At 45.0% G+C, this 18,327-nt stretch carries 19 protein-coding genes; 12 read left to right on the forward strand and 7 right to left on the reverse strand.

All coding sequences use genetic code 11. The annotated features are described in order from the left end of the window. Nucleotides 1-5 precede the first annotated feature (5 nt). From hemH to MHB64_RS10695, 9 genes are all read left to right on the forward strand, one after another. Nucleotides 6-962 carry a ferrochelatase gene (gene hemH, locus MHB64_RS10655; protein ID WP_094876153.1) on the forward strand — a complete coding sequence of 319 codons (957 nt, stop codon included), beginning with the start codon at nt 6-8 and terminating at the stop codon, nt 960-962. Then, a complete protein-coding gene (hemG, locus tag MHB64_RS10660; protein ID WP_341134382.1) occupies nt 959-2,380 on the forward strand; it encodes a protoporphyrinogen oxidase in 1,422 nt (473 codons plus the stop codon). Before hemH ends, hemG begins: the two co-directional genes overlap by 4 nt. 280 nt (nt 2,381-2,660) lie before the next feature. Further along, nucleotides 2,661-4,049 carry a CapA family protein gene (locus MHB64_RS10665; RefSeq protein ID WP_341134383.1) on the forward strand — a complete coding sequence of 463 codons (1,389 nt, stop codon included), beginning with the start codon at nt 2,661-2,663 and terminating at the stop codon, nt 4,047-4,049. 21 nt (nt 4,050-4,070) lie between these two features. Beyond that, complete coding sequence (locus MHB64_RS10670) at nt 4,071-4,802, forward strand: glycerophosphodiester phosphodiesterase (protein WP_094872257.1); 732 nt, start codon at nt 4,071-4,073, stop codon at nt 4,800-4,802. Nucleotides 4,803-4,838: 36 nt separating this feature from the next. Further along, nucleotides 4,839-5,462: a fumarylacetoacetate hydrolase family protein gene (locus tag MHB64_RS10675; RefSeq protein ID WP_094872259.1), complete on the forward strand. Its 624-nt coding sequence runs from the start codon at nt 4,839-4,841 to the stop codon at nt 5,460-5,462. Nucleotides 5,463-5,485: 23 nt separating this feature from the next. Next, nucleotides 5,486-6,289, forward strand: a complete 804-nt coding sequence (locus MHB64_RS10680; RefSeq protein WP_094872260.1) for a DUF92 domain-containing protein — start codon at nt 5,486-5,488, stop codon at nt 6,287-6,289. Nucleotides 6,290-6,300: 11 nt separating this feature from the next. Next, nucleotides 6,301-6,903: a TetR/AcrR family transcriptional regulator gene (locus MHB64_RS10685; protein WP_341134384.1), complete on the forward strand. Its 603-nt coding sequence runs from the start codon at nt 6,301-6,303 to the stop codon at nt 6,901-6,903. A gap of 54 nt (nt 6,904-6,957) precedes the next feature. Continuing rightward, nucleotides 6,958-8,895, forward strand: a complete 1,938-nt coding sequence (locus MHB64_RS10690; RefSeq protein WP_094872263.1) for an ABC-F family ATP-binding cassette domain-containing protein — start codon at nt 6,958-6,960, stop codon at nt 8,893-8,895. Nucleotides 8,896-8,949: 54 nt separating this feature from the next. After that, on the forward strand, nt 8,950-9,420 hold the full coding sequence (locus tag MHB64_RS10695; RefSeq protein ID WP_341136068.1) for a tetratricopeptide repeat protein: 471 nt from the start codon (nt 8,950-8,952) through the stop codon (nt 9,418-9,420). A gap of 55 nt (nt 9,421-9,475) precedes the next feature. Here MHB64_RS10695 and MHB64_RS10700 read toward each other — a convergent pair whose 3' ends face one another. The 6 genes from MHB64_RS10700 to MHB64_RS10725 form a co-directional block, all read right to left on the reverse strand. After that, a complete protein-coding gene (locus tag MHB64_RS10700; protein WP_341134385.1) occupies nt 9,476-10,306 on the reverse strand; it encodes a hypothetical protein in 831 nt (276 codons plus the stop codon). Next, nucleotides 10,290-11,330, reverse strand: a complete 1,041-nt coding sequence (locus tag MHB64_RS10705) for a M42 family metallopeptidase (protein ID WP_094876176.1) — start codon at nt 11,328-11,330, stop codon at nt 10,290-10,292. Before MHB64_RS10705 ends, MHB64_RS10700 begins: the two co-directional genes overlap by 17 nt. A 2-nt stretch (nt 11,331-11,332) precedes the next feature. After that, nucleotides 11,333-11,644 carry a LapA family protein gene (locus MHB64_RS10710; RefSeq protein ID WP_042186819.1) on the reverse strand — a complete coding sequence of 104 codons (312 nt, stop codon included), beginning with the start codon at nt 11,642-11,644 and terminating at the stop codon, nt 11,333-11,335. 87 nt (nt 11,645-11,731) lie between these two features. After that, nucleotides 11,732-13,522: an oligoendopeptidase F gene (pepF, locus tag MHB64_RS10715; protein WP_094876149.1), complete on the reverse strand. Its 1,791-nt coding sequence runs from the start codon at nt 13,520-13,522 to the stop codon at nt 11,732-11,734. A gap of 220 nt (nt 13,523-13,742) precedes the next feature. Then, a complete protein-coding gene (locus MHB64_RS10720) occupies nt 13,743-13,913 on the reverse strand; it encodes a hypothetical protein (protein ID WP_167348490.1) in 171 nt (56 codons plus the stop codon). Between the two features lie 6 nt (nt 13,914-13,919). Beyond that, entirely contained in the window at nt 13,920-14,153 is a 234-nt protein-coding gene (locus MHB64_RS10725) for a hypothetical protein (RefSeq protein ID WP_036689271.1), read from the reverse strand. A 175-nt stretch (nt 14,154-14,328) separates the two neighbouring features. Here MHB64_RS10725 and MHB64_RS10730 point away from each other — a divergent pair, with 175 nt between their 5' ends. Next, a complete protein-coding gene (locus tag MHB64_RS10730) occupies nt 14,329-14,526 on the forward strand; it encodes a cold shock domain-containing protein (RefSeq protein WP_042126303.1) in 198 nt (65 codons plus the stop codon). A 213-nt stretch (nt 14,527-14,739) separates the two neighbouring features. Here MHB64_RS10730 and MHB64_RS10735 read toward each other — a convergent pair whose 3' ends face one another. Further along, nucleotides 14,740-15,987: an MFS transporter gene (locus tag MHB64_RS10735; protein WP_341134386.1), complete on the reverse strand. Its 1,248-nt coding sequence runs from the start codon at nt 15,985-15,987 to the stop codon at nt 14,740-14,742. Nucleotides 15,988-16,188: 201 nt separating this feature from the next. Between MHB64_RS10735 and MHB64_RS10740 the strand changes: the two genes are divergently transcribed. After that, a complete protein-coding gene (locus tag MHB64_RS10740; RefSeq protein ID WP_179281672.1) occupies nt 16,189-17,271 on the forward strand; it encodes a tetraprenyl-beta-curcumene synthase family protein in 1,083 nt (360 codons plus the stop codon). Between the two features lie 66 nt (nt 17,272-17,337). After that, nucleotides 17,338-18,309, forward strand: coding sequence for a 6-phosphofructokinase (pfkA, locus tag MHB64_RS10745; RefSeq protein WP_094872270.1), 972 nt, complete (start codon nt 17,338-17,340; stop codon nt 18,307-18,309). The last annotated feature ends 18 nt before the right edge of the window (nt 18,310-18,327 follow it).

Here is an 18,327-nt window from a genome sequence, read left to right on the forward strand (position 1 = left end):
AATCCGTGACAGCAAAAATAGGTGTTCTCGTCATGTCGTATGGCACTCCTAAAAGCTTAGAAGACGTTGAAGCATATTACACTCATATTCGGCGAGGTAATCCGCCGACTGCGGAGCAGCTTAAAGAATTAACAGATCGCTATGAAGCGATTGTCGGGGGTGTATTCCCGCTGCGGGAGAATACAGACCGTCAAGTAGCTGCATTACAGGCAGCACTAAACGCGGATAAAGCTGGGGCGGATGTAGAATTTGTCTGCTATCAGGGTTTGAAGCATGCCTATCCGTTTATTGAGGACGGCGTCGAGGCTATGGCAAAGGATGGGATTACCCAAGCGGTTGGTGTTGTGCTTGCCCCTCACTATTCAAGCATGAGCGTGGGCGGCTACATCAAACGTGCTCAGGAAAAGGCTGATGCATGTAAAATCAACATGGGTTTTGTGGAGAGCTACCATATGCACCCAGTATTGATCGATGTTCTAAGCCGGAGAGTAACTGCGAAAATAGATCAATATATCGAAGCAGGTGCTACTCGCGATGAGATAAGGGTATTATTTAGCGCGCATAGCCTTCCAGAGCGTATTCTAGCTATGGGGGATCCTTATAAAGATCAACTATTGGAGACTTCAAAGGCTATTGCAGATCAAGCGGGGATAACCAATTGGCAGTTTACGTGGCAAAGCGCAGGACGGACCGCTGAACCATGGCTTGGACCAGACATTCTGGATACTCTTCAACAGCTTAGCAAGGAACAGGTAGAGTATGTTCTAGTGGCACCGATCGGGTTCGTATCCGATCATTTAGAAGTGCTGTATGACCTTGATATCGAGGCAACAGCCGTAGCTTCAGAGCTGGATATGCGTCTTATGCGGATTGAATCATTAAACAGCGATCCTGCGTACATGTCCGTATTGAGCGATGTTGTTCGTACAAGACTGAATCAAATGCCGGCCGGTCAATCATGACTGGTCCCTCTAGGCGAATTGTTATCATAGGCGGTGGGCTGAGTGGACTCAGCGCCGCCTTTTACATTCGTAAGTTTTACAAGAAAGCCGGCATGAAACCTGATATTGTGCTGCTAGAGAAAGAAAAGACTCTTGGTGGGAAGATCGAAACATTGCACCGGGATGGATTTGTGATTGAGAAAGGTCCGGATTCTTTTTTAGCTAGCAAAACAGAGATGATTGAATTGGCTAAGGAATTAGAGCTAGATCACGAGCTGGTGAACACAAATCCAAAGGCAGAGAAGACCTATATACTACAGCGTGACAAGCTTCATCCTATGCCTACCGGTCTGGTGCTTGGAATTCCTACTGAACTAAAGCCATTTCTATCAAGTGCTCTGGTTTCATTCGGTGGCAAAATACGCGCGCTGATGGACCTGATCCTTCCTCCTAAGCGGAGTAATGTCGATGAATCCCTCGGACAGCTGATTGAGCGACGTTTAGGTACTGAAGTGATGGAGAATTTGACCGAACCGCTATTAGCCGGTATGTATGCTGGGGATTTACACAAAGTCAGCCTACAGGCTACCTTTCCGCAGTTTGGAGAAGTAGAGCGGCAGTATGGTGGTCTTATTCGTGGATTCATCAAAGAACGGAATTCCTCCAAGACAAAAACGAGCACAAAGAACAGCACTTTTCTGACCTTTCGAAAAGGACTACAAAGTCTCGTGCATGGCTTGATTCATGAACTGCACGATGTAGAACAGCGAACTGAAGCTACGGTGGTCTCTATACATGCTACAGGAACTAAAGCTTCTCGTTATGAACTAGAACTGGAAAGTGGCGAACGGCTGCTTGCGGATGAAATATATATCACCACACCAAATTCTTTTGCTGCCGACCTTTTGCGTCCACATGTGGATGTTTCAGCACTCGATGCAGTAAATTATGTATCGGTTGCGAACTTAGTTTTGGCCTTCAACAAGAAGGATATCGAAATTGATGATGCAGGAGCAGGTTTTCTTGTGCCACGTAAGGAAGGACGCAATATTACTGCTTGTACATGGACGTCTACGAATTGGCCGCATACGAGCCCGGAAGATAAAGTGCTTATGCGCTGTCATGTAGGCCGCTCCGGAGATGAGCAGAATGTTCAACTTCCAGATGAGGCGCTTACGGAGCTAGTGAGTAAGGATTTACGAGAGATCTTGGGCATTACAGCGAAACCTATATTCACGGAAATTACTCGTTCGGAACATTCGATGCCACAGTATCCTGTTGGACATCTTGACAATCTTTCTAAATTCCATAGGGAGCTTGAGACCACACTTCCTGGGATATATGTCTTTGGAGCGGGATATGATGGAGTGGCAATGCCTGATTGTGTTAAGCAGGCTAAGCTTACAGCACAAAGCGCTGCAAAGCGTATATCGAATTAATTGTTCATTTACGGGAGAGTTAGAACTATATAATGAACGGTGAAGCGAAGATTTTTTTGCTTCACCGTTTTTGTTTAAAACTAAGAACATACTATTTTAAAATATAAGAAAGTATAAGTTTTAGGCTATACTTTATGTCTTATATTTCTCGCTTAAACACTCACCGTCCTTAAAAGGACGCCGAGAGCGTTTATACTTGGCGGACTCTCTTATTTGGAGGGACAGGTGCTAGATATGCTATAATAGAACCAATTTGAGAGTAGAGGAGATCATAGAAACAATGTATCCGCCGCGATCGCGTTCTAGACAGAAGAGCAAACATAAGAGCAAGCGTAAGCGCAGAACGGCCTGGATGTGGGTCAATGCAGGTCTACTTCTGATGATTATTGTGGCGCTCAGCTATAGTTTTTTGGATGACAGATTCAAGGGAAGTTCTGAGCCGCCTCCAGTGGCACAAATGACGGCTTCGCCTACGCCGGATAGTACTGCTCAGGAGACAGCACCTGTAGTGACTGCAACGCCTGAAGCCACGGAGTCTCCCATTCCTTCTCCAACGGTAACTCCGGAAGCTACACCTACACCCGAGCCAAAGAGAGAAGAAAATGTTGAAACACAGGCACCTGTACCAACTGAGACCCCTTCGCCAGATGAAGGTAGCTCCCAAGTCGCAGATAGTGGTTCTGTGTCTGGACTTCCATCAGATGACCAGGCTTCTGGCACTACAGTGACCTTGAATTTTGGTGGAGATGTTATTTTTTCGGGGAAAGCCGGGGAATTGCTCGAAAAGAAAGGTTACGACTATTCGTATGCCGCGCTCGATGGAATGTTCAAGAAGGATGACCTAACGGTCGTGAATCTGGAGACCCCTGTGACCACGGGTGGGGTTGGCGCCGCTAATAAGCAATACGTATTCAAAGGCTCGCCTAAAGCACTAGATGCTCTTAAAGCAGCCGGAGTGGATGCAGTAAATATGGCGAACAATCATACGCTGGATCAAGGGGAAGAAGGTCTGCGAGACACGCTTAGTCATCTGTCAGAAAGAGGCATTCCTTATGTTGGTGCTGGACTCAACAGTAAGGAAGCATTCTCAGCACAATATTTTGAGCGTAAAGGGATTAAGATCGCCCTGCTGGGGTTCACACGGGTGATTCCTGCATCGGACTGGATGGCGGGTAAAAATAAACCGGGGCTTGCTTCAGTATATGATAGTAGAGAAGGAATTAAAGCGATTGCTGCAGCTAAACAAAAAGCTGATTTGGTTGTCGTAGTTGTCCATTGGGGCAAAGAACGGGTAGAGCAGTTTGATAATATTCAGCAGACCCTTGGACGTAGTTTTGTCGATGCGGGAGCCGATCTTGTCATTGGTGGTCACCCGCATGTATTGCAAGGTGTGGAGCCATACAAAGGCAAGTGGATCGCCTACAGCACCGGTAATTTTATTTTTACGAGATCAACAGTACCCGCCACTTGGGAAACTGCTGTTTTTCAGGCGGAATGCAGTAAAAAAGGTCAATGTTCATTACAGCTGAAGCCTATGACTGCTGAGCTAGCTCAGCCCGTGCCCATGAATCAGGTGAACGGACAGCTTTTGCTGAAAAAAGTAGAGTCTTTATCTGCTGGTCGAGTTAAGATCGACAGTGACGGTAAAGTCACTCAAGTTACAAAATAGGGTTCCTGGGAGGTCCTTATGATGAACAATTTGTGTGTTGCCCATCGGGGATTTTCCGGTAAAGCTCCGGAGAATACATTAGCAGCAATCCGGATGGCCATTGCCATGCCTTTTGTCCACTGGATGGAATTGGATGTCCAGCTCTCCAAGGACGGTGTTCCTGTTGTCATTCATGACTTCACACTGGACCGTACAACCAATGGTCATGGTAAGGTGAAGAATATGGATTGGGAACATATCCGGCGTCTCGATGCGGGTAGCTGGAAAGGGCGTTCTTTTCGGGGAGAGCGGGTGCCTTCCTTGGAAGAGGTGCTTACCTTAGCTTCTGGTAGACTGCGTCTCAATATTGAACTGAAAACAGTGGGTAATATGTATCCTGGCATCGAGCAGAAGGTGACGGATCTTATTTCCTCTAAAGGCATGCGGGACGACGTGATTTTGACCTCTTTTGACAAAGATGTGTTGAAAAAAATCAAGGAAATAGACCCTCACTTTCGTACAGGCTTAATTTTTGATTCAAGATTTGGTAATCCTGCTCGAAGGCTGCGTGAACTGGAATGTTCTCTTTTGTCGATTAGCTTCTCGCGTCTAAATCCTAGATTGGCTAAGGTTTTGACGGAGCAAGGGGTGAAGATTATGGCCTGGACTGTGAACAAAGAGAAAGAGATGCGTCGCTTAGCAGATATGCATTCTGATATAATGATTTGTACAAACCGTCCGGATATCTGGGGCGACACATTTCTAAAAGTATAAATAATCCAATTCGATGGGAAAGAGAGCTGATTGTCTGTGTGCGCTGCTGTTAATAATTTGTATTGTGTTGGACGGAACTACAAGCTACATGCGGAGGAATTAGGAAATAACGTCCCCGTAGAGCCACTCATTTTTTTGAAGCCCTCACATGCGGCGGTTTCCCTCGATAAAGCAGTCATTCAGCTTCCAAAGGATTCAGGACAGGTTCATTATGAAGGAGAGCTTGTGCTTCGGATCGCGCGTGATTATGTACCGGGTATGAGCGTGGAGGATCTGGTGGATGTTATGGCACTGGGACTAGATTTCACACTGCGTGATGTGCATAATGATCTGCAGAAGAAAGGTCTGCCTTGGACACCGGCTAAAGGCTTTAAGAACGCTGCTCCACTCACACCTTACATTGCGTTTCCTGACAAGGAAGAGCTAGAAGGAACGGATTTCACGGTTTTAAAAAATGGTGTTGAAGTTCAGCGAGGAAATGTTAAAAACATGATTTTTTCGCTCCAAAAAGTTGTCGATTTTATCGCTGCGCGTTACGGGCTGGGTAAAGACGATGTGATTTTCACAGGAACACCAGAAGGTGTAGGCCCTACCGTATCAGGAGATTCTTTTGAATTGTACTGGGGTGACAAGCTGATGGGGACTTGCCTGATCGGCTAAAAACATCTGTTGGAGTTGAATCTATGTTATGGATTATTGGCGCCCTTGGCGCTTTGTTAGTTGCGGGAGCGGCTTATAGGAAACAATCCTTAAGTCTCTCCGGCATGCTTGCCGCGGTAGCTATGGGGACCATCTATTTTGGTGCTGGAAATGCCTTTTGGTTTGGAATATTGTTAATTTTTTTCATCTCTTCAAGCCTGTTGTCTAAGCTTCATCATGATAATAAGGCAGAGCTTGAGCAGACTTATGCCAAGACGGGTCGCCGAGATGCTGGGCAGGTCTTTGCTAATGGCGGGCTTGGGATGGTTTTCGTTCTACTGAATGCGATGGTTCCGATGGAACATTGGGAATTTTTATTTATCGGGGTGATGGCAACGGTAACCTCTGATACATGGGCTACGGAGATTGGTACACTCAGCAAGAAGTCACCTCGGTCTGTCCTCACAGGTAAAATACTTCCGGCCGGTGCCTCGGGTGGCGTATCCAGCCTGGGCACGCTGGCCGCTGCCGCAGGAGGTGCACTTATCGGTGCATCTTCATGGCTGCTGCGGATGATATCCGGCATGTCAGATCAATCCTTCTTGTTGCTTACATTGGCTGGACTCACTGGAGGTCTTGCGGGTGCGTTCACGGATTCTATTCTTGGGGCAACCGTTCAGCAGATGAATCGCTGCACCGTATGCGGACGCGAAGTGGAAAGTACACATCACTGCGGTAAAAAAGTTGAAAACGCACGTGGCTGGAAGTGGATGACCAATGATGCAGTTAATGCTATTAGCTCTATCGTCGGAGGGGCTATTGCTTTACTGTGTGGAATGATGTTTTAAAGGAGGAACCGATGAGCAGCACGTCCAATCATAAACATACTGCCATTCTGGATGCCGCATACGAGCTCTTCGGTTCAGGTGGATTTTACGAAACGAAGATGTCGGAAATTGCGGTTCAGGCCGGAATTGCTAAGGGCACCGTTTACTTATATTTTAAGAGTAAAGAAGAATTGTTCATGGCGGTAACGCGCCGGGATTGTGAGGGATTCCTTCAGCAATTACAGGAAAAGCTGAAGGATAGTGATACTTTGGCAGGTAAACTGTCGATCATCGCCAAACATCATCTTTACTATTATTATGAGCGAAAGCGACACACGAAGCTCTTTTTCCGCGCACCTAACAATAACCCAGAGCTTGTGGCGTATATGACGCTTTTTATGGAAGAATATATGCAGGCAGTGGTGAAGGTGTTGCTGGAGGGCGGAGCGTCTGAGCCTGAGCTTATGGCGCAGTCCTACATAGGGATGTTGGATCGGCTGAAGATGGATATTTTGTTCGATCCATCTTTTAAGGAAGAAGATGCGTATAAACGTGTTGGTTTCGCTGCGGGTCTTTTTATTAAAGGGGCAATGGATTACTTGAATTTAGGTCAGGACGATAGATCGGTGGAATAGCAGCACTATGCTGCGACCGGTTTTATGAAAATATAAGGCAAGCGAGGAAATAGCATGAATATTATGACCGTGGAACATCTTTCCAAAAGTTATGGTGAGAAAGTACTTTTTAGTGATGCTTCATTTGGTATGGACGATCGGGATAAAATTGGTTTGATCGGTGTGAATGGAACGGGTAAATCAACGTTTTTACGTATTATTGCCGGTCTGGATACTCCGGATGGTGGGCAAATTGCGATCGGAAATAATGTTAGAGTGCAGTACTTGGCACAGAACCCTCCTTATGAGCCGACAAATACGGTACTGCAACAGGTCTTCGCCGGAGAGGATCCAGATCTTGCTACCATGCGTGAGTATATGGAGACTATGTCTCGCCTTGAAAAAGAACCAGGTAACGCAGAACTGGAAGGCAAACTGGTGCGGATTGGACAGGCTATCGATGCGGCAGGTACTTGGCATTTGGAGAGTGAAGCTAAGAGCGTGCTTACTAAGCTGGGTATAGTGAAATTCGATGCACTGATGGATACACTGTCTGGTGGTCAACGGAAACGTGTAGCACTTGCGGCTGCCCTGATTACGCCATCTGAGCTACTTATTCTGGATGAGCCTACGAACCATATTGATACGGACTCCGTGGCTTGGCTAGAGCAATATTTACAGAAACGGCGTGGCGCCCTCTTAATGGTAACGCATGATCGTTACTTCCTGGAGCGTGTCGCAAGTGTCATGCTAGAGCTGGACGGAGGACAGTTATACCGTTATGAGGCCAACTATTCCCGTTTTCTAGAGCTAAAAGCCGACCGTGAAGAACGTGAAGCTTCTGCGGAGCAAAAGCGTAAGAACCTGCTACGTACGGAGCTTGCTTGGATTCGTCGTGGAGCTAAAGCTCGATCAACGAAACAGAAGGCAAGAATCGACCGTTTTGAGAAGCTGAAAGAAAGTACAGGAAGCAGTTCGAACGGTTCGCTGGATATTTCGGTGGCATCCACACGTTTGGGTCGTAAAATCATTGAAATCAATGAACTGTCGAAATCGCTGGATGGCCGTCAGTTGATTAAAGATCTGACCTATATTGCTGTACCCCAAGACCGCGTAGGTATTGTAGGTCCGAATGGCAGCGGTAAATCAACCCTTCTGAATCTGATTGCAGGTAAGCTGCAGCCGGATAAGGGAGAGGTTCAGCTTGGCGCGACTGTTAAGTTGGGTTATTTTACGCAAGAACATCAGGATATGGATGACAGCATGCGAGCGATTGAATATGTGAAGGAAGAAGCGGAAGTCATACGAACGGCTGATGGTAGCGTTATTACGGCAGGCCAAATGCTCGAACGCTTCTTGTTCCCTCCTGCGATGCAATGGACGCCGATTTCCAAACTGTCAGGTGGCGAAAAAAGGCGCCTGTATCTGCTTCGTGTATTGATGGGAGCTCCAAACGTGTTGCTGTTGGATGAGCCTACGAACGACTTGGATATCGGAACGTTGGCTGTTTTAGAAGACTATCTGGATGAATTCCCGGGCGTCGTCTTCACAGTATCCCATGACCGTTATTTCCTGGATCGTACAATAGATAAGCTGATCGCTTTTGAAAATGGTGATATCCGGATTCATGTTGGCGATTATACGGAATATGAAGAATGGCTGGCCAAAAATGTCTCTTCACGCCATGCAGAATCGAACAAAGATGACGGAAATGCAAAGCGTAAAGAGACTACAGATGCTAGTAATAACACAGCGCCATCCTCAGCGCCTAAGACCAAACTCAAATTCAGCTTTAAGGAACAGCGTGAATATGAGGGAATTGACGAGCAGATCGAGCTTGCAGAGCAGCGCTTGACGGATATTAGTGCCAAGATGGAAGCAGCGTTTGCTGACTCTGGGAGACTGCAGGAGTTAATGGAAGAGCAGCGGCTTGCCGAAGCCGAGCTGGAGCGTCTAATGGAGCGCTGGACCTATCTGAATGAGCTTGCAGAGAAAATCGCTGGTAAAGCATGAAACGGATTGTCTTGGTGTGACGATAAGGGAGGGCTCAGTTTGAAGAATCAACTTATGTTAGCTGTAGCCCTGCGAAACGAAGGTAAAGCTGAAGAAGCCAGAGTGATGCTGTTAGAGCTATATGAGCAGAATAGTAATGATGCTGAACTTCTGTATCAATTAGCTTGGACGCATGATGTACTCGGTCTGGAACGTGAGGCAGTACCCTTTTATGTGAAAAGCCTAACACTAGGCTTATCTTCGGAGCAGAGAGTCGGCGCTTTATTGGGACTGGGCAGCACCTACCGAACACTCGGAGAATATGAAAACTCCAAATTAATATTGGAGCAGGCCGTTCATGAATACCCAGAGAATAAGGAGTTTCCGGTGTTCCTTGCGATGACCTTGCACAATCTTGGAGATCATAGTCTGGCTATGGGGATTTTGCTTAAATTGCTGGCTGAAACCTCAGCGGATGAAGGAATAAGAAGTTATAGTAAGGCCATTTCATATTACTCAGATAAGCTGGAGCAAGTCTGGGATTGAATAAAATCACAAAAAGAAGCGATTCTCTACTATTAGAGATCGCTTCTTTTTTGCTTTATTTCGTTCCGTCCACCGCGATCATTTGCACCACAGCACGAGAGTCGCCAGGTAAGATGATTTCATCAGCATTCATCTGTGAGGAGCCATCTCCATCAAGAAAGATACCTTCGAGACCTTCAGCAGGCACGCTCTGTAGGATGGCTGTGCGGAACTCTGCCGCCGTCGAGAGTGTTGGCGTAACAATCAGCCACAGCTTGCCATTATCATCATACAGCATGCCTGAGCGCATTCGTTGCTCATCAGCATAAGGAAGATGTTCTTTCGCGATCACAGCTTCCCAGACATCTTCATGCTTAAGATTCATACTAATGCCGCCTTGCGCAAAATAATGCTGGCGATCCGTAACGTTCAATTCTTCTCCCGATGAGACGACTTGTACCGAAAAGCTACGACTGGCACCATCCCAGACCAGGGTTCCGCGTGCATATTTAGCGTTAAACCAGCCGGAGCCGTATGCCTTTTTAACCCCGTTAGTGGGGACATCATTCATTATAGCAATAGAGAGGAGTGCGTCTTCATAGAAGAAGCCTCCATTAATCCCATAAGCCATAACTTGCTGAAGAGGTGCACCAGCGGCTCTGAGTTGAACATCATCTGGCGAAAGTGACATCATATAGAGTTGAACATTTTCTGGACTTACAGCCTCTGAATAGGAGTAGGCGTGAGGAAGATCAGCAAAGGGATCTTCCGTGTGATTTCTGGATAACAGGATCATTGCGAGCACTGACGCTGCTACCAAGAGCAGCAGAAGTGAAACGATCAGCCATTGTCTACGTCTCCAGAGCTGCGTTAGCTTGCCAGTGCTTGACTCAGTTAGTGCCCACATAAGCAGCGAGAAGCTTAGCAGTGTTTACTACAGCTTGCTTATGTGTACGTTCCATGGAGTGGGAGGCGTGTACGCCTGGGCCGATCAGTGCGGCACGAATATTATTGCCGCCTCGAAGGGCAGCGGAAGCATCAGAGCCGTACATGGGATAGATATCAACGGCATAAGGAATAGCAAGTGCTTCTGCCAGCTCAATCAAACGGCCAGTCATAACATAATCATAAGGGCCGGAAGAATCCTTTGCACAGATGGACACATCGGTTTCTTTACAGCTAAGATCATCGCCCATAGCACCCATATCGACTGCGATCATTTCATTAATCTCGCCAGGAATCCAAGATGTGCCATGTCCCACTTCCTCATAGTTGGAGATGAGGAAAGAAAGGTTGTGGAGCGGTTTCCAGCCTTCGCGCTTCATGCTTTCCAGCAGGCCAAGAAGGGCAGCCACGCTAGCTTTGTCATCCAGATGCCGGGATTTAATATACCCGCTAGGTGTAATCACCGCACGTGCATCGAAGGAAATGAAATCACCAACAGAGATGCCTAGCTTAAGTACATCTTCTTTGTTAGATACTAGCTCATCAATCCGTACTTCCATGTTCTCTTCTGAACGTTTGAAATCACGAGCATCAGGATATACGTGAACGGATGGATGGCTGGTTAAGATGGTTCCAGTATAGGTTCTGCCGCTGCGGGTATGGATCACACAATATTCATTCTCGATGCTGTGCATTGTGAAGCCACCAACAGAGGTTAGTCGCAGTGTACCATCAGATTTAATAGAGCGAACCATGCCTCCAAGTGTATCCACGTGAGCGCTGATGCCGATTGTACGGGAAGGATCTAGGCCTGGGACGGTTAGAATTACGCCGCCTTTTTCATTCCAGCTTAGCGGTACATTTAATGCTGCCGCTTCTTCGGCAACAAGGTTCATTACTTGTGCTGTGAAGCCGCTGGGGCTCGGTGTATCAAGTAATTTTTTTAGGATTGAGAGTATGTAATCTTCGTTTGGTTGAATAGTAATCATTAGTTAAGTCCTCCTGTTAGGCCATCATTGTCTGTGTTAAAAGAATCTAAAGAAGTGTCGGCATCACGAAGTTTGGTTAGCTCAGCATTTAAGCTTTTAATTTGTTTTTGTAGCTTGTACTGGCGAAAAATACCGTAAGAACCCACGATGATTCCACCAATTAGCGCGCAGCCCAGAATAACTAGGATCAGCGGTATATTAACTACATCAAAACCGAAATTAACTTGAACGGGATCCACGTTGATGACTGCAAATATGGCTGTTAGCAGCGCGAAGATTAGACCTGCAATTAAAGACCATTGAATTCTCATTGAATTCTTCCTCCTCAGGGGATATAACAGAATAAAATCCCTTGCCCAAATAGGGCAAGGGATTAATGCAATACTAAGCTCTCTGCCTTATTTGGTCAACTGTTCCATTTGAGCGATAACATCTTCGAAGACACTCATTGCTTCGCGAATCGGCTCAGGAGAAGACATATCAACACCAGCTTTAGACAGAATATTAATGGAGTAGTCACTGCCGCCACTCTTCAGGAAGCCGAGGTAACGATCCACCGCAGGTTTGCCTTCTTCAAGAATTTGTTTGGCAAAGCTAGTCGCTGCTGAGAAGCCGGTTGCGTATTTATAAACATAGAAGCTGTTATAGAAATGCGGAATCCGCGCCCATTCCATCTCGATATCTTGATCTACAACCATTTCTTTACCATAGTATTTAACATTCAGGTCATAGTAGATGCTCGAAAGATCTTGTGGAGTAAGCGATTCACCTTCTTCAACACGCTGATGAATGATTTTCTCGAACTCAGCAAACATCGTCTGCCGGAAAATCGTTGTCCGGAACTGATCAGCATAGTAGGTGAGCAAATACATTTTTTCTTTAGGATCTGTAGACTTTTTGAGTAAATAATCCATTAGCAACGCCTCGTTAGTAGTAGAAGCAACCTCTGCTAGGAAAATCGTATATTGCGCATCCCGATAATTCAGAGCGCTATCCGAAAAATACGAGTGTAATGCATGGCCCATCTCATGTGCCAGTGTAAACATACTGTTTAAATTATCATTATGGTTCAGCAGTACGAAAGGATGCGTACCATATGGCCCCCAGCTGTAAGCCCCGGACCGTTTATTCTCGTTCTCATACACATCGATCCAACCGTTGTCGTAGCCTTTTTGCAGCACATTCAGATAATCTTCACCAAGCGGTTTGAGACCCTCTTTAGTGATTTTTTTGGCTTCTTCATAGGTGATATCTAATTTATATTCATCAACAAGCGGTGCAAACAGATCATACATATGTAACTCATCGACACCCAGCAGCTTCTGACGCAGTTTCATATAACGGTGCATCAGTGGAAGGCTTTCGTGAATCGTATCAATCAAGTTGGTGTAAACCTCTTTAGGAATGTTATCTCCATAGAGTGACATTTCCATTACAGAAGGATATTTGCGAATCCGTGAGTAAAAGACATTTTTATTCACATTGGCGCTAAGCGTTGCTGCGATCGTGTTCTTCTGCTTCCGGTAGGTATCATAGACTGCCTTAAAAGCATTTCGGCGAACCTCACGGTCGCTACTTTCGAGAAACTTGATATAGTTGCCATGAGTCAGTTCAACTTCTTTGCCATCCTCATCTTTGATCTTAGGGAATTTCAGATCCGCATTGTTCAGCATACTGAAAATATTCTGAGGTGCTTGAGCTAAATTTCCGACCTGAGCCAGCAGTGCTTCTTCAGCCTTAGAAAGCACATGGGCTTTTTCACGTTTCATTTCAGTTAAGGTGAATTTATAAGCGGATAGGTTCGGATCAGCGATGAATTGGTTGAGCTTCTCAATTGGCAACGCCAGAATTTCTGGGGTTACAAAAGATAAGGCTTCACCTGCTTCAATACCAAGCTTTTTCGCTTTGGAGGACAAAGCTTGATATTCAGGATTAGCTGTGTCTTCATCTTGACGCATATGTGCATACACGAAGAGTCGTTCAGTTAAGATGGACAACTTGTCATCCAGCTCAAAACATTTTTTTAGAGCATCTGCGGAATCTAGTGTACCCTGAAAATCCGCAGCTTTTTTGATTAGGGATTTTGCTTCAGCAAATTCTGCATCCCAATCCTTCTGAGAAGCAAACACATCTTCAAGCTTCCAACGATTCTCAGCAGGTACTTCGCTTCTTTTCAATAATTGTTCCATAGAAACCCTCCTAGAATGATGAGATGTAGTAGGCATAATCTCCCTCGGCAATACTGTAGATGATAAATCACCCGGTAGCAAGCTGAGCACAAGTAGAAGAGGGATGGACTTGTGTGAAATAGGCATAACGTCCTCCTCTTGAAAGTAGAGTCGGCTTATTATGCCCTGTTAAGTCCTGATTATTAATATTTAGTGTTCTTTAAATATATGAAAGGATAAGTTATGCCAATAAACTATAAATAACAAAGATGAAGGCGAACAGAATCATAATGACTGCAGTTAAGGCCATGCCCCGCTTAAACTGCGGCGGGACACGATCCTTGGTCATAATTAGAACTGCGCCTAGACATAAGACTAGGACAACATAAATCGCGATATTTTCTGTGTTCATATTCTGTTATACCTGTTTGAAAGCTGCGATGATATTTTTGTACTCTTCTTCATTATCTTTATAAGATTCTTTGTTGAATCGGTTGTTCACCCACTGCATCATAGCTGGACGACTAAGGAAAGTATGTGTTTCTTCTCCCCATTGATCGGAGATTTCGCGAAGTACAATATAACGTCCTTGAACTTCTACCGTCATCATATTCCATTTGTCTGTTTTGTATATTTCATGTTTTTTGATCATTATCAATACCACCCTGGCGATTTTTGGCTTTTGGCTCAATGATAACGCACTGGTGAAGGGAAAAGCAAATTAAATCACATATTTATAGGTTGAGATAGATTGATTTGAGCAGAAGATTGCAGTATAATATAGTTATACGCCATATATGGCGGTTATTTTTTAGGAGGTTGTTCAATTGAAAGGTACAGTAAAATGGTTTAACGCAGAAAAAGGTTATGGCTTTCTTCAAGTAGAAGGCGGCGAAGATGTATTCGTACACTTCTCAGCAATTCAAGGTGAAGGATTCAAAACTTTAGACGAAGGTCAAGAAGTTGAATTCGATATCACTGATGGTAATCGTGGACCGCAAGCTGAAAACGTAGTGAAATTATAAGAAACGGCAAAGGCAGCTAAGCTGTCTGCTATAAATATATAATTTACTTGGCAAGCCCTTGCAAGAGTGGTTACCAACTATAAAACACAGTTCTTTCGGGAACTGTGTTTTTTTACGTCTAATAGACATCAATTTAGATGAAAGGTCTTCGCACTCCCAAGTGAAGGGATAGCAAAGACCTTTTTAATATTTTTGAATATCAGAAGTGTTCTATTATAGAGAAGCTTTTTTGTTTTTTTTCTTAAAATAGCGCATTGAATCTCGATGGGTATCCAATAAATGCTGTCCTAAAAAGCCTGCAAAGGCAAGAAGGCTGAAGCCAACCGCTACCATATAAAAGGTGAAGCGCCCAGCTTCTTGATAGATCATTCCACCAAATGTACCACTTAGAAGTCCAGCTGCACTTGACCAAACAACCGTGTAGATGGCAAGACCGGTTGCTCGGAGACGATCAGGAATAATCCGAGTGATATAACGGACACATGTTACAAAAAAGACGCCAAATGTCAGGCTATGCAAGGCTTGAATCGCGATTATAGAGCCTGGATGCTCGGCGAGCGCCATGAGTAGAAAACGAAGGGCATACATGAGACTGGCTAAAATTAATAAGGGCAGTTCTTTAAATTTGTCGCCGTATTTGCCGAGTATAAATAATACAGGGATTTCACTTAGTGCTGAGGCAAGTAGTGCCCAGCCGATCACTTCCTCACCAGCGCCCAAATTCTTTAAACTGATGGTGAGAAAAGCTTCGTTCATTCTATGGCCCAGTGCGAGTACAAAGACACATCCGAAGAACCACAGCACCTCTTTTTGCAAAAGAATATCTTTAAGCCCATGTTCTTTCTTATCTGGTTTGGTATTAACAGCTTTCTGATTGGAGAGCTCTGGAACAGTTTTTTTGACATCCTTTAGGCCAATTGTAATTAGAAGTGCGATTATAATGATGATAATACATAAGGTAAGACTCCAAGTAGCACCTAAAGCTCTAAGCGCATAACCAACGGTTAAAGCAAAGAAAGAATAGCCTAAGGAGCCAAATACACGAATTGTAATGAAGTTTCGTCCGTGTCGCTCCGCAATTTTGATGGCCATTGTATCAGCAAGCGGAAAAACTGGGTAATAGAAGAAGTAGAAAAAGGACAAAATAAGCATAACGGAAGAAAATTCGGTCGCTCTGGCTAATAAAAGTCCGGTAACTAATTGCCCCGCGAGTAAAATAAACATGATTTTTCGAATGGTACCCAGCTTATCGCTCATCATACTCCAGAAGAGATTGGATAGGATGGAGATGAGGGGACCGAGGGAATACAAGTAGCCCACCTGAGAACTGCTAAACCCTAAATGTGTGTAGAATAAAGGAAAGTAGGATACTACAAGAACGCTAGTGCCATAAATCGTAAAAAGAAAGGAACGAAGCCAATTCTGATCACTGTAAGGGCTTCCGGTCCGATTTGAAAACATGAAAGTGCACTCCTCTGAGATTGAAATATGGCTAGTATAGCATAAAGCAATGGAGGGTTATGTGTTTTATTCTTGAATTGCGTTATTTCTGAATCTTTCATAATTTTACGAAAGTGATTTTGTTGTTTGTACAAATACGTCTGATCATATTATAATAAGTGGTGATTTGGATAAGGAGACAACAATGTGGAGGCACTATCATTGAGTGAATTAGAGCAAGGCCGTTACCTTAGCCCGCGTGGCCCTATTGGGCTTATGAACAGGGTCTATAAGTACGTGCTGCCCGAAGTGAGAGAAAGTCTAAACTTCTGGCGCCAAGATGCGAATGGGATTCCCGATCCCGAGCTCCGGAAGCAAGCACTTGCCAGCATTGAGACGAAAGAGTTTCATTGCATAGGTGGAGGTATTTATGCCGCCGGCAATTTATCGATGAGACATATACTTATTCCGCTTATTGTTGCTTATCAAACTATCAGTGATTATCTAGATAACTTATGTGATCGCAGTACTTCGCTTGATCCTGCAGATTTCAGGCTGCTGCATCAATCTATGCTGGATGCCATTGATCCAAACGCTGAACCTGTCAATTATTATGCGCTTCGCGATGAACAGAATGACGGCGGATACTTGTATAGGCTAGTTCGAAAATGCCAGGAGATGATCTCTTTGCTGCCAGGTTATTCCGCTGCTGCAGCGGAGATTCGTGATTTGGCTGTGCTGTATACAGATTTGCAGGTATATAAGCATATCCGCCCGGAACTCAGGGAAACAGCCCTGAAGGAATGGTGGGAGCAGCAGGGTAGCCGTGCTCCGCATCTGCACTGGAACGAGTTTGCGGCTGCGACAGGCTCTACTTTAGGCGTATTCATGCTTTTTCTATCTGCATGTGATCCGAAGCTAAATAAGTCTTCTTCGGAATCGATTCGAGCTGCATACTTTCCACATGTGTGTGGATTGCACATTATGCTGGATTATTTGATTGATCAGGAAGAGGACCGAGCAGGCGGTGATCTTAATTTCTGCAATTATTATGACGACACGGATACCATGTTAAGTCGGATCGCTTCCATGGTTGAGTGGGCCCGTAAGGATGTACGTGAACTACCGGAATCATCTATGCATCGTATGGTGATTGAGGGATTGCTGGCACTTTATTTATCTGATCCGAAAGTTAGCGAACAGCGGGAAGTTCGCAGTGTGTCTAAAAGCCTAATGAGAGGAAGTCCGCTTACAAGGCTGTTCTTCTTCGCTAATAGCCGCTGGATACGCAATCGTTTTTTGTAACAAGGCTGCGAAGCTTCACCTATACAACGGATGGGGCATTGCATAACTTTAAGGAGGAACAACAGAATGACAAAAATCAAAAAAATTGCAGTACTGACTAGTGGTGGAGATTCACAAGGTATGAACGCCGCTGTTCGTGCGGTTGTAAGAAGCGCACTTTATTACGGCATTGAAGTTTTTGGAGTTCAACGTGGATATCAAGGTCTTCTGAATCGCGATATCTTCCCTATGGATCTTCGCAGCGTAGGTGACATTATTCAACGTGGGGGAACCATTCTGCAATCTGCAAGATGTCTGGAGTTCACAAAACCAGAAGGTCAGCAAAAGGGTGCAGATATTCTTAATGAAATGGGCATCGATGGCCTAGTAGTTATAGGTGGAGATGGTTCATATAAAGGCGCTAATAAACTAAGTAAACTCGGTATCAAGACGATGGCATTACCGGGAACTATTGATAATGATATTTCCTACACGGATTACACCATAGGGTTTGATACAGCCGTTGGTGTCGTTGTAGATGCTATTAACAAACTGCGTGACACAATGTCCTCCCATGAGCGTTCTTCCATTGTAGAAGTTATGGGACGTCATTGTGGAGATATCGCGCTGCATGCAGGTCTGGCTTCTGGAGCAGAAACCATTCTTGTGCCAGAAATGCCATATGACTTGAATGAAGTTGCGGATCGTATGCGTGACAACTTTGTCAGAGGTAAACGTCACAGTATCGTCATCGTTGCAGAAGGTGTGGGTAAAGGCGAAGATGTAGCCCAAGCGTTGAAGGATCGTCATGCTTCTCTGGATGCACGGGTTACTGTACTTGGACATATTCAGCGCGGAGGAACACCAACCCCTGGAGACCGGAATCTTGCTAGCCGTCTTGGTGACTTTGCCGTTCGTAAACTAATTGAAGGTGAGTCTGATAAAGGTTGCGGTATCATCAAGGGAGAACTAACCCTTACAGATATCGATCTTGTAGTGAATACGAAGAAAGACTTTGACGTGGAGTTGTACGAGCTTGCATCCCGTCTTTCTCAATAATTAACACACAAAAAAGGA

The sequence above is a fragment of the Paenibacillus sp. FSL K6-2859 genome, from assembly GCF_038008265.1.
Classification (GTDB): Bacteria; Bacillota; Bacilli; order Paenibacillales; family Paenibacillaceae; genus Paenibacillus_AQ; species Paenibacillus_AQ nitricinens.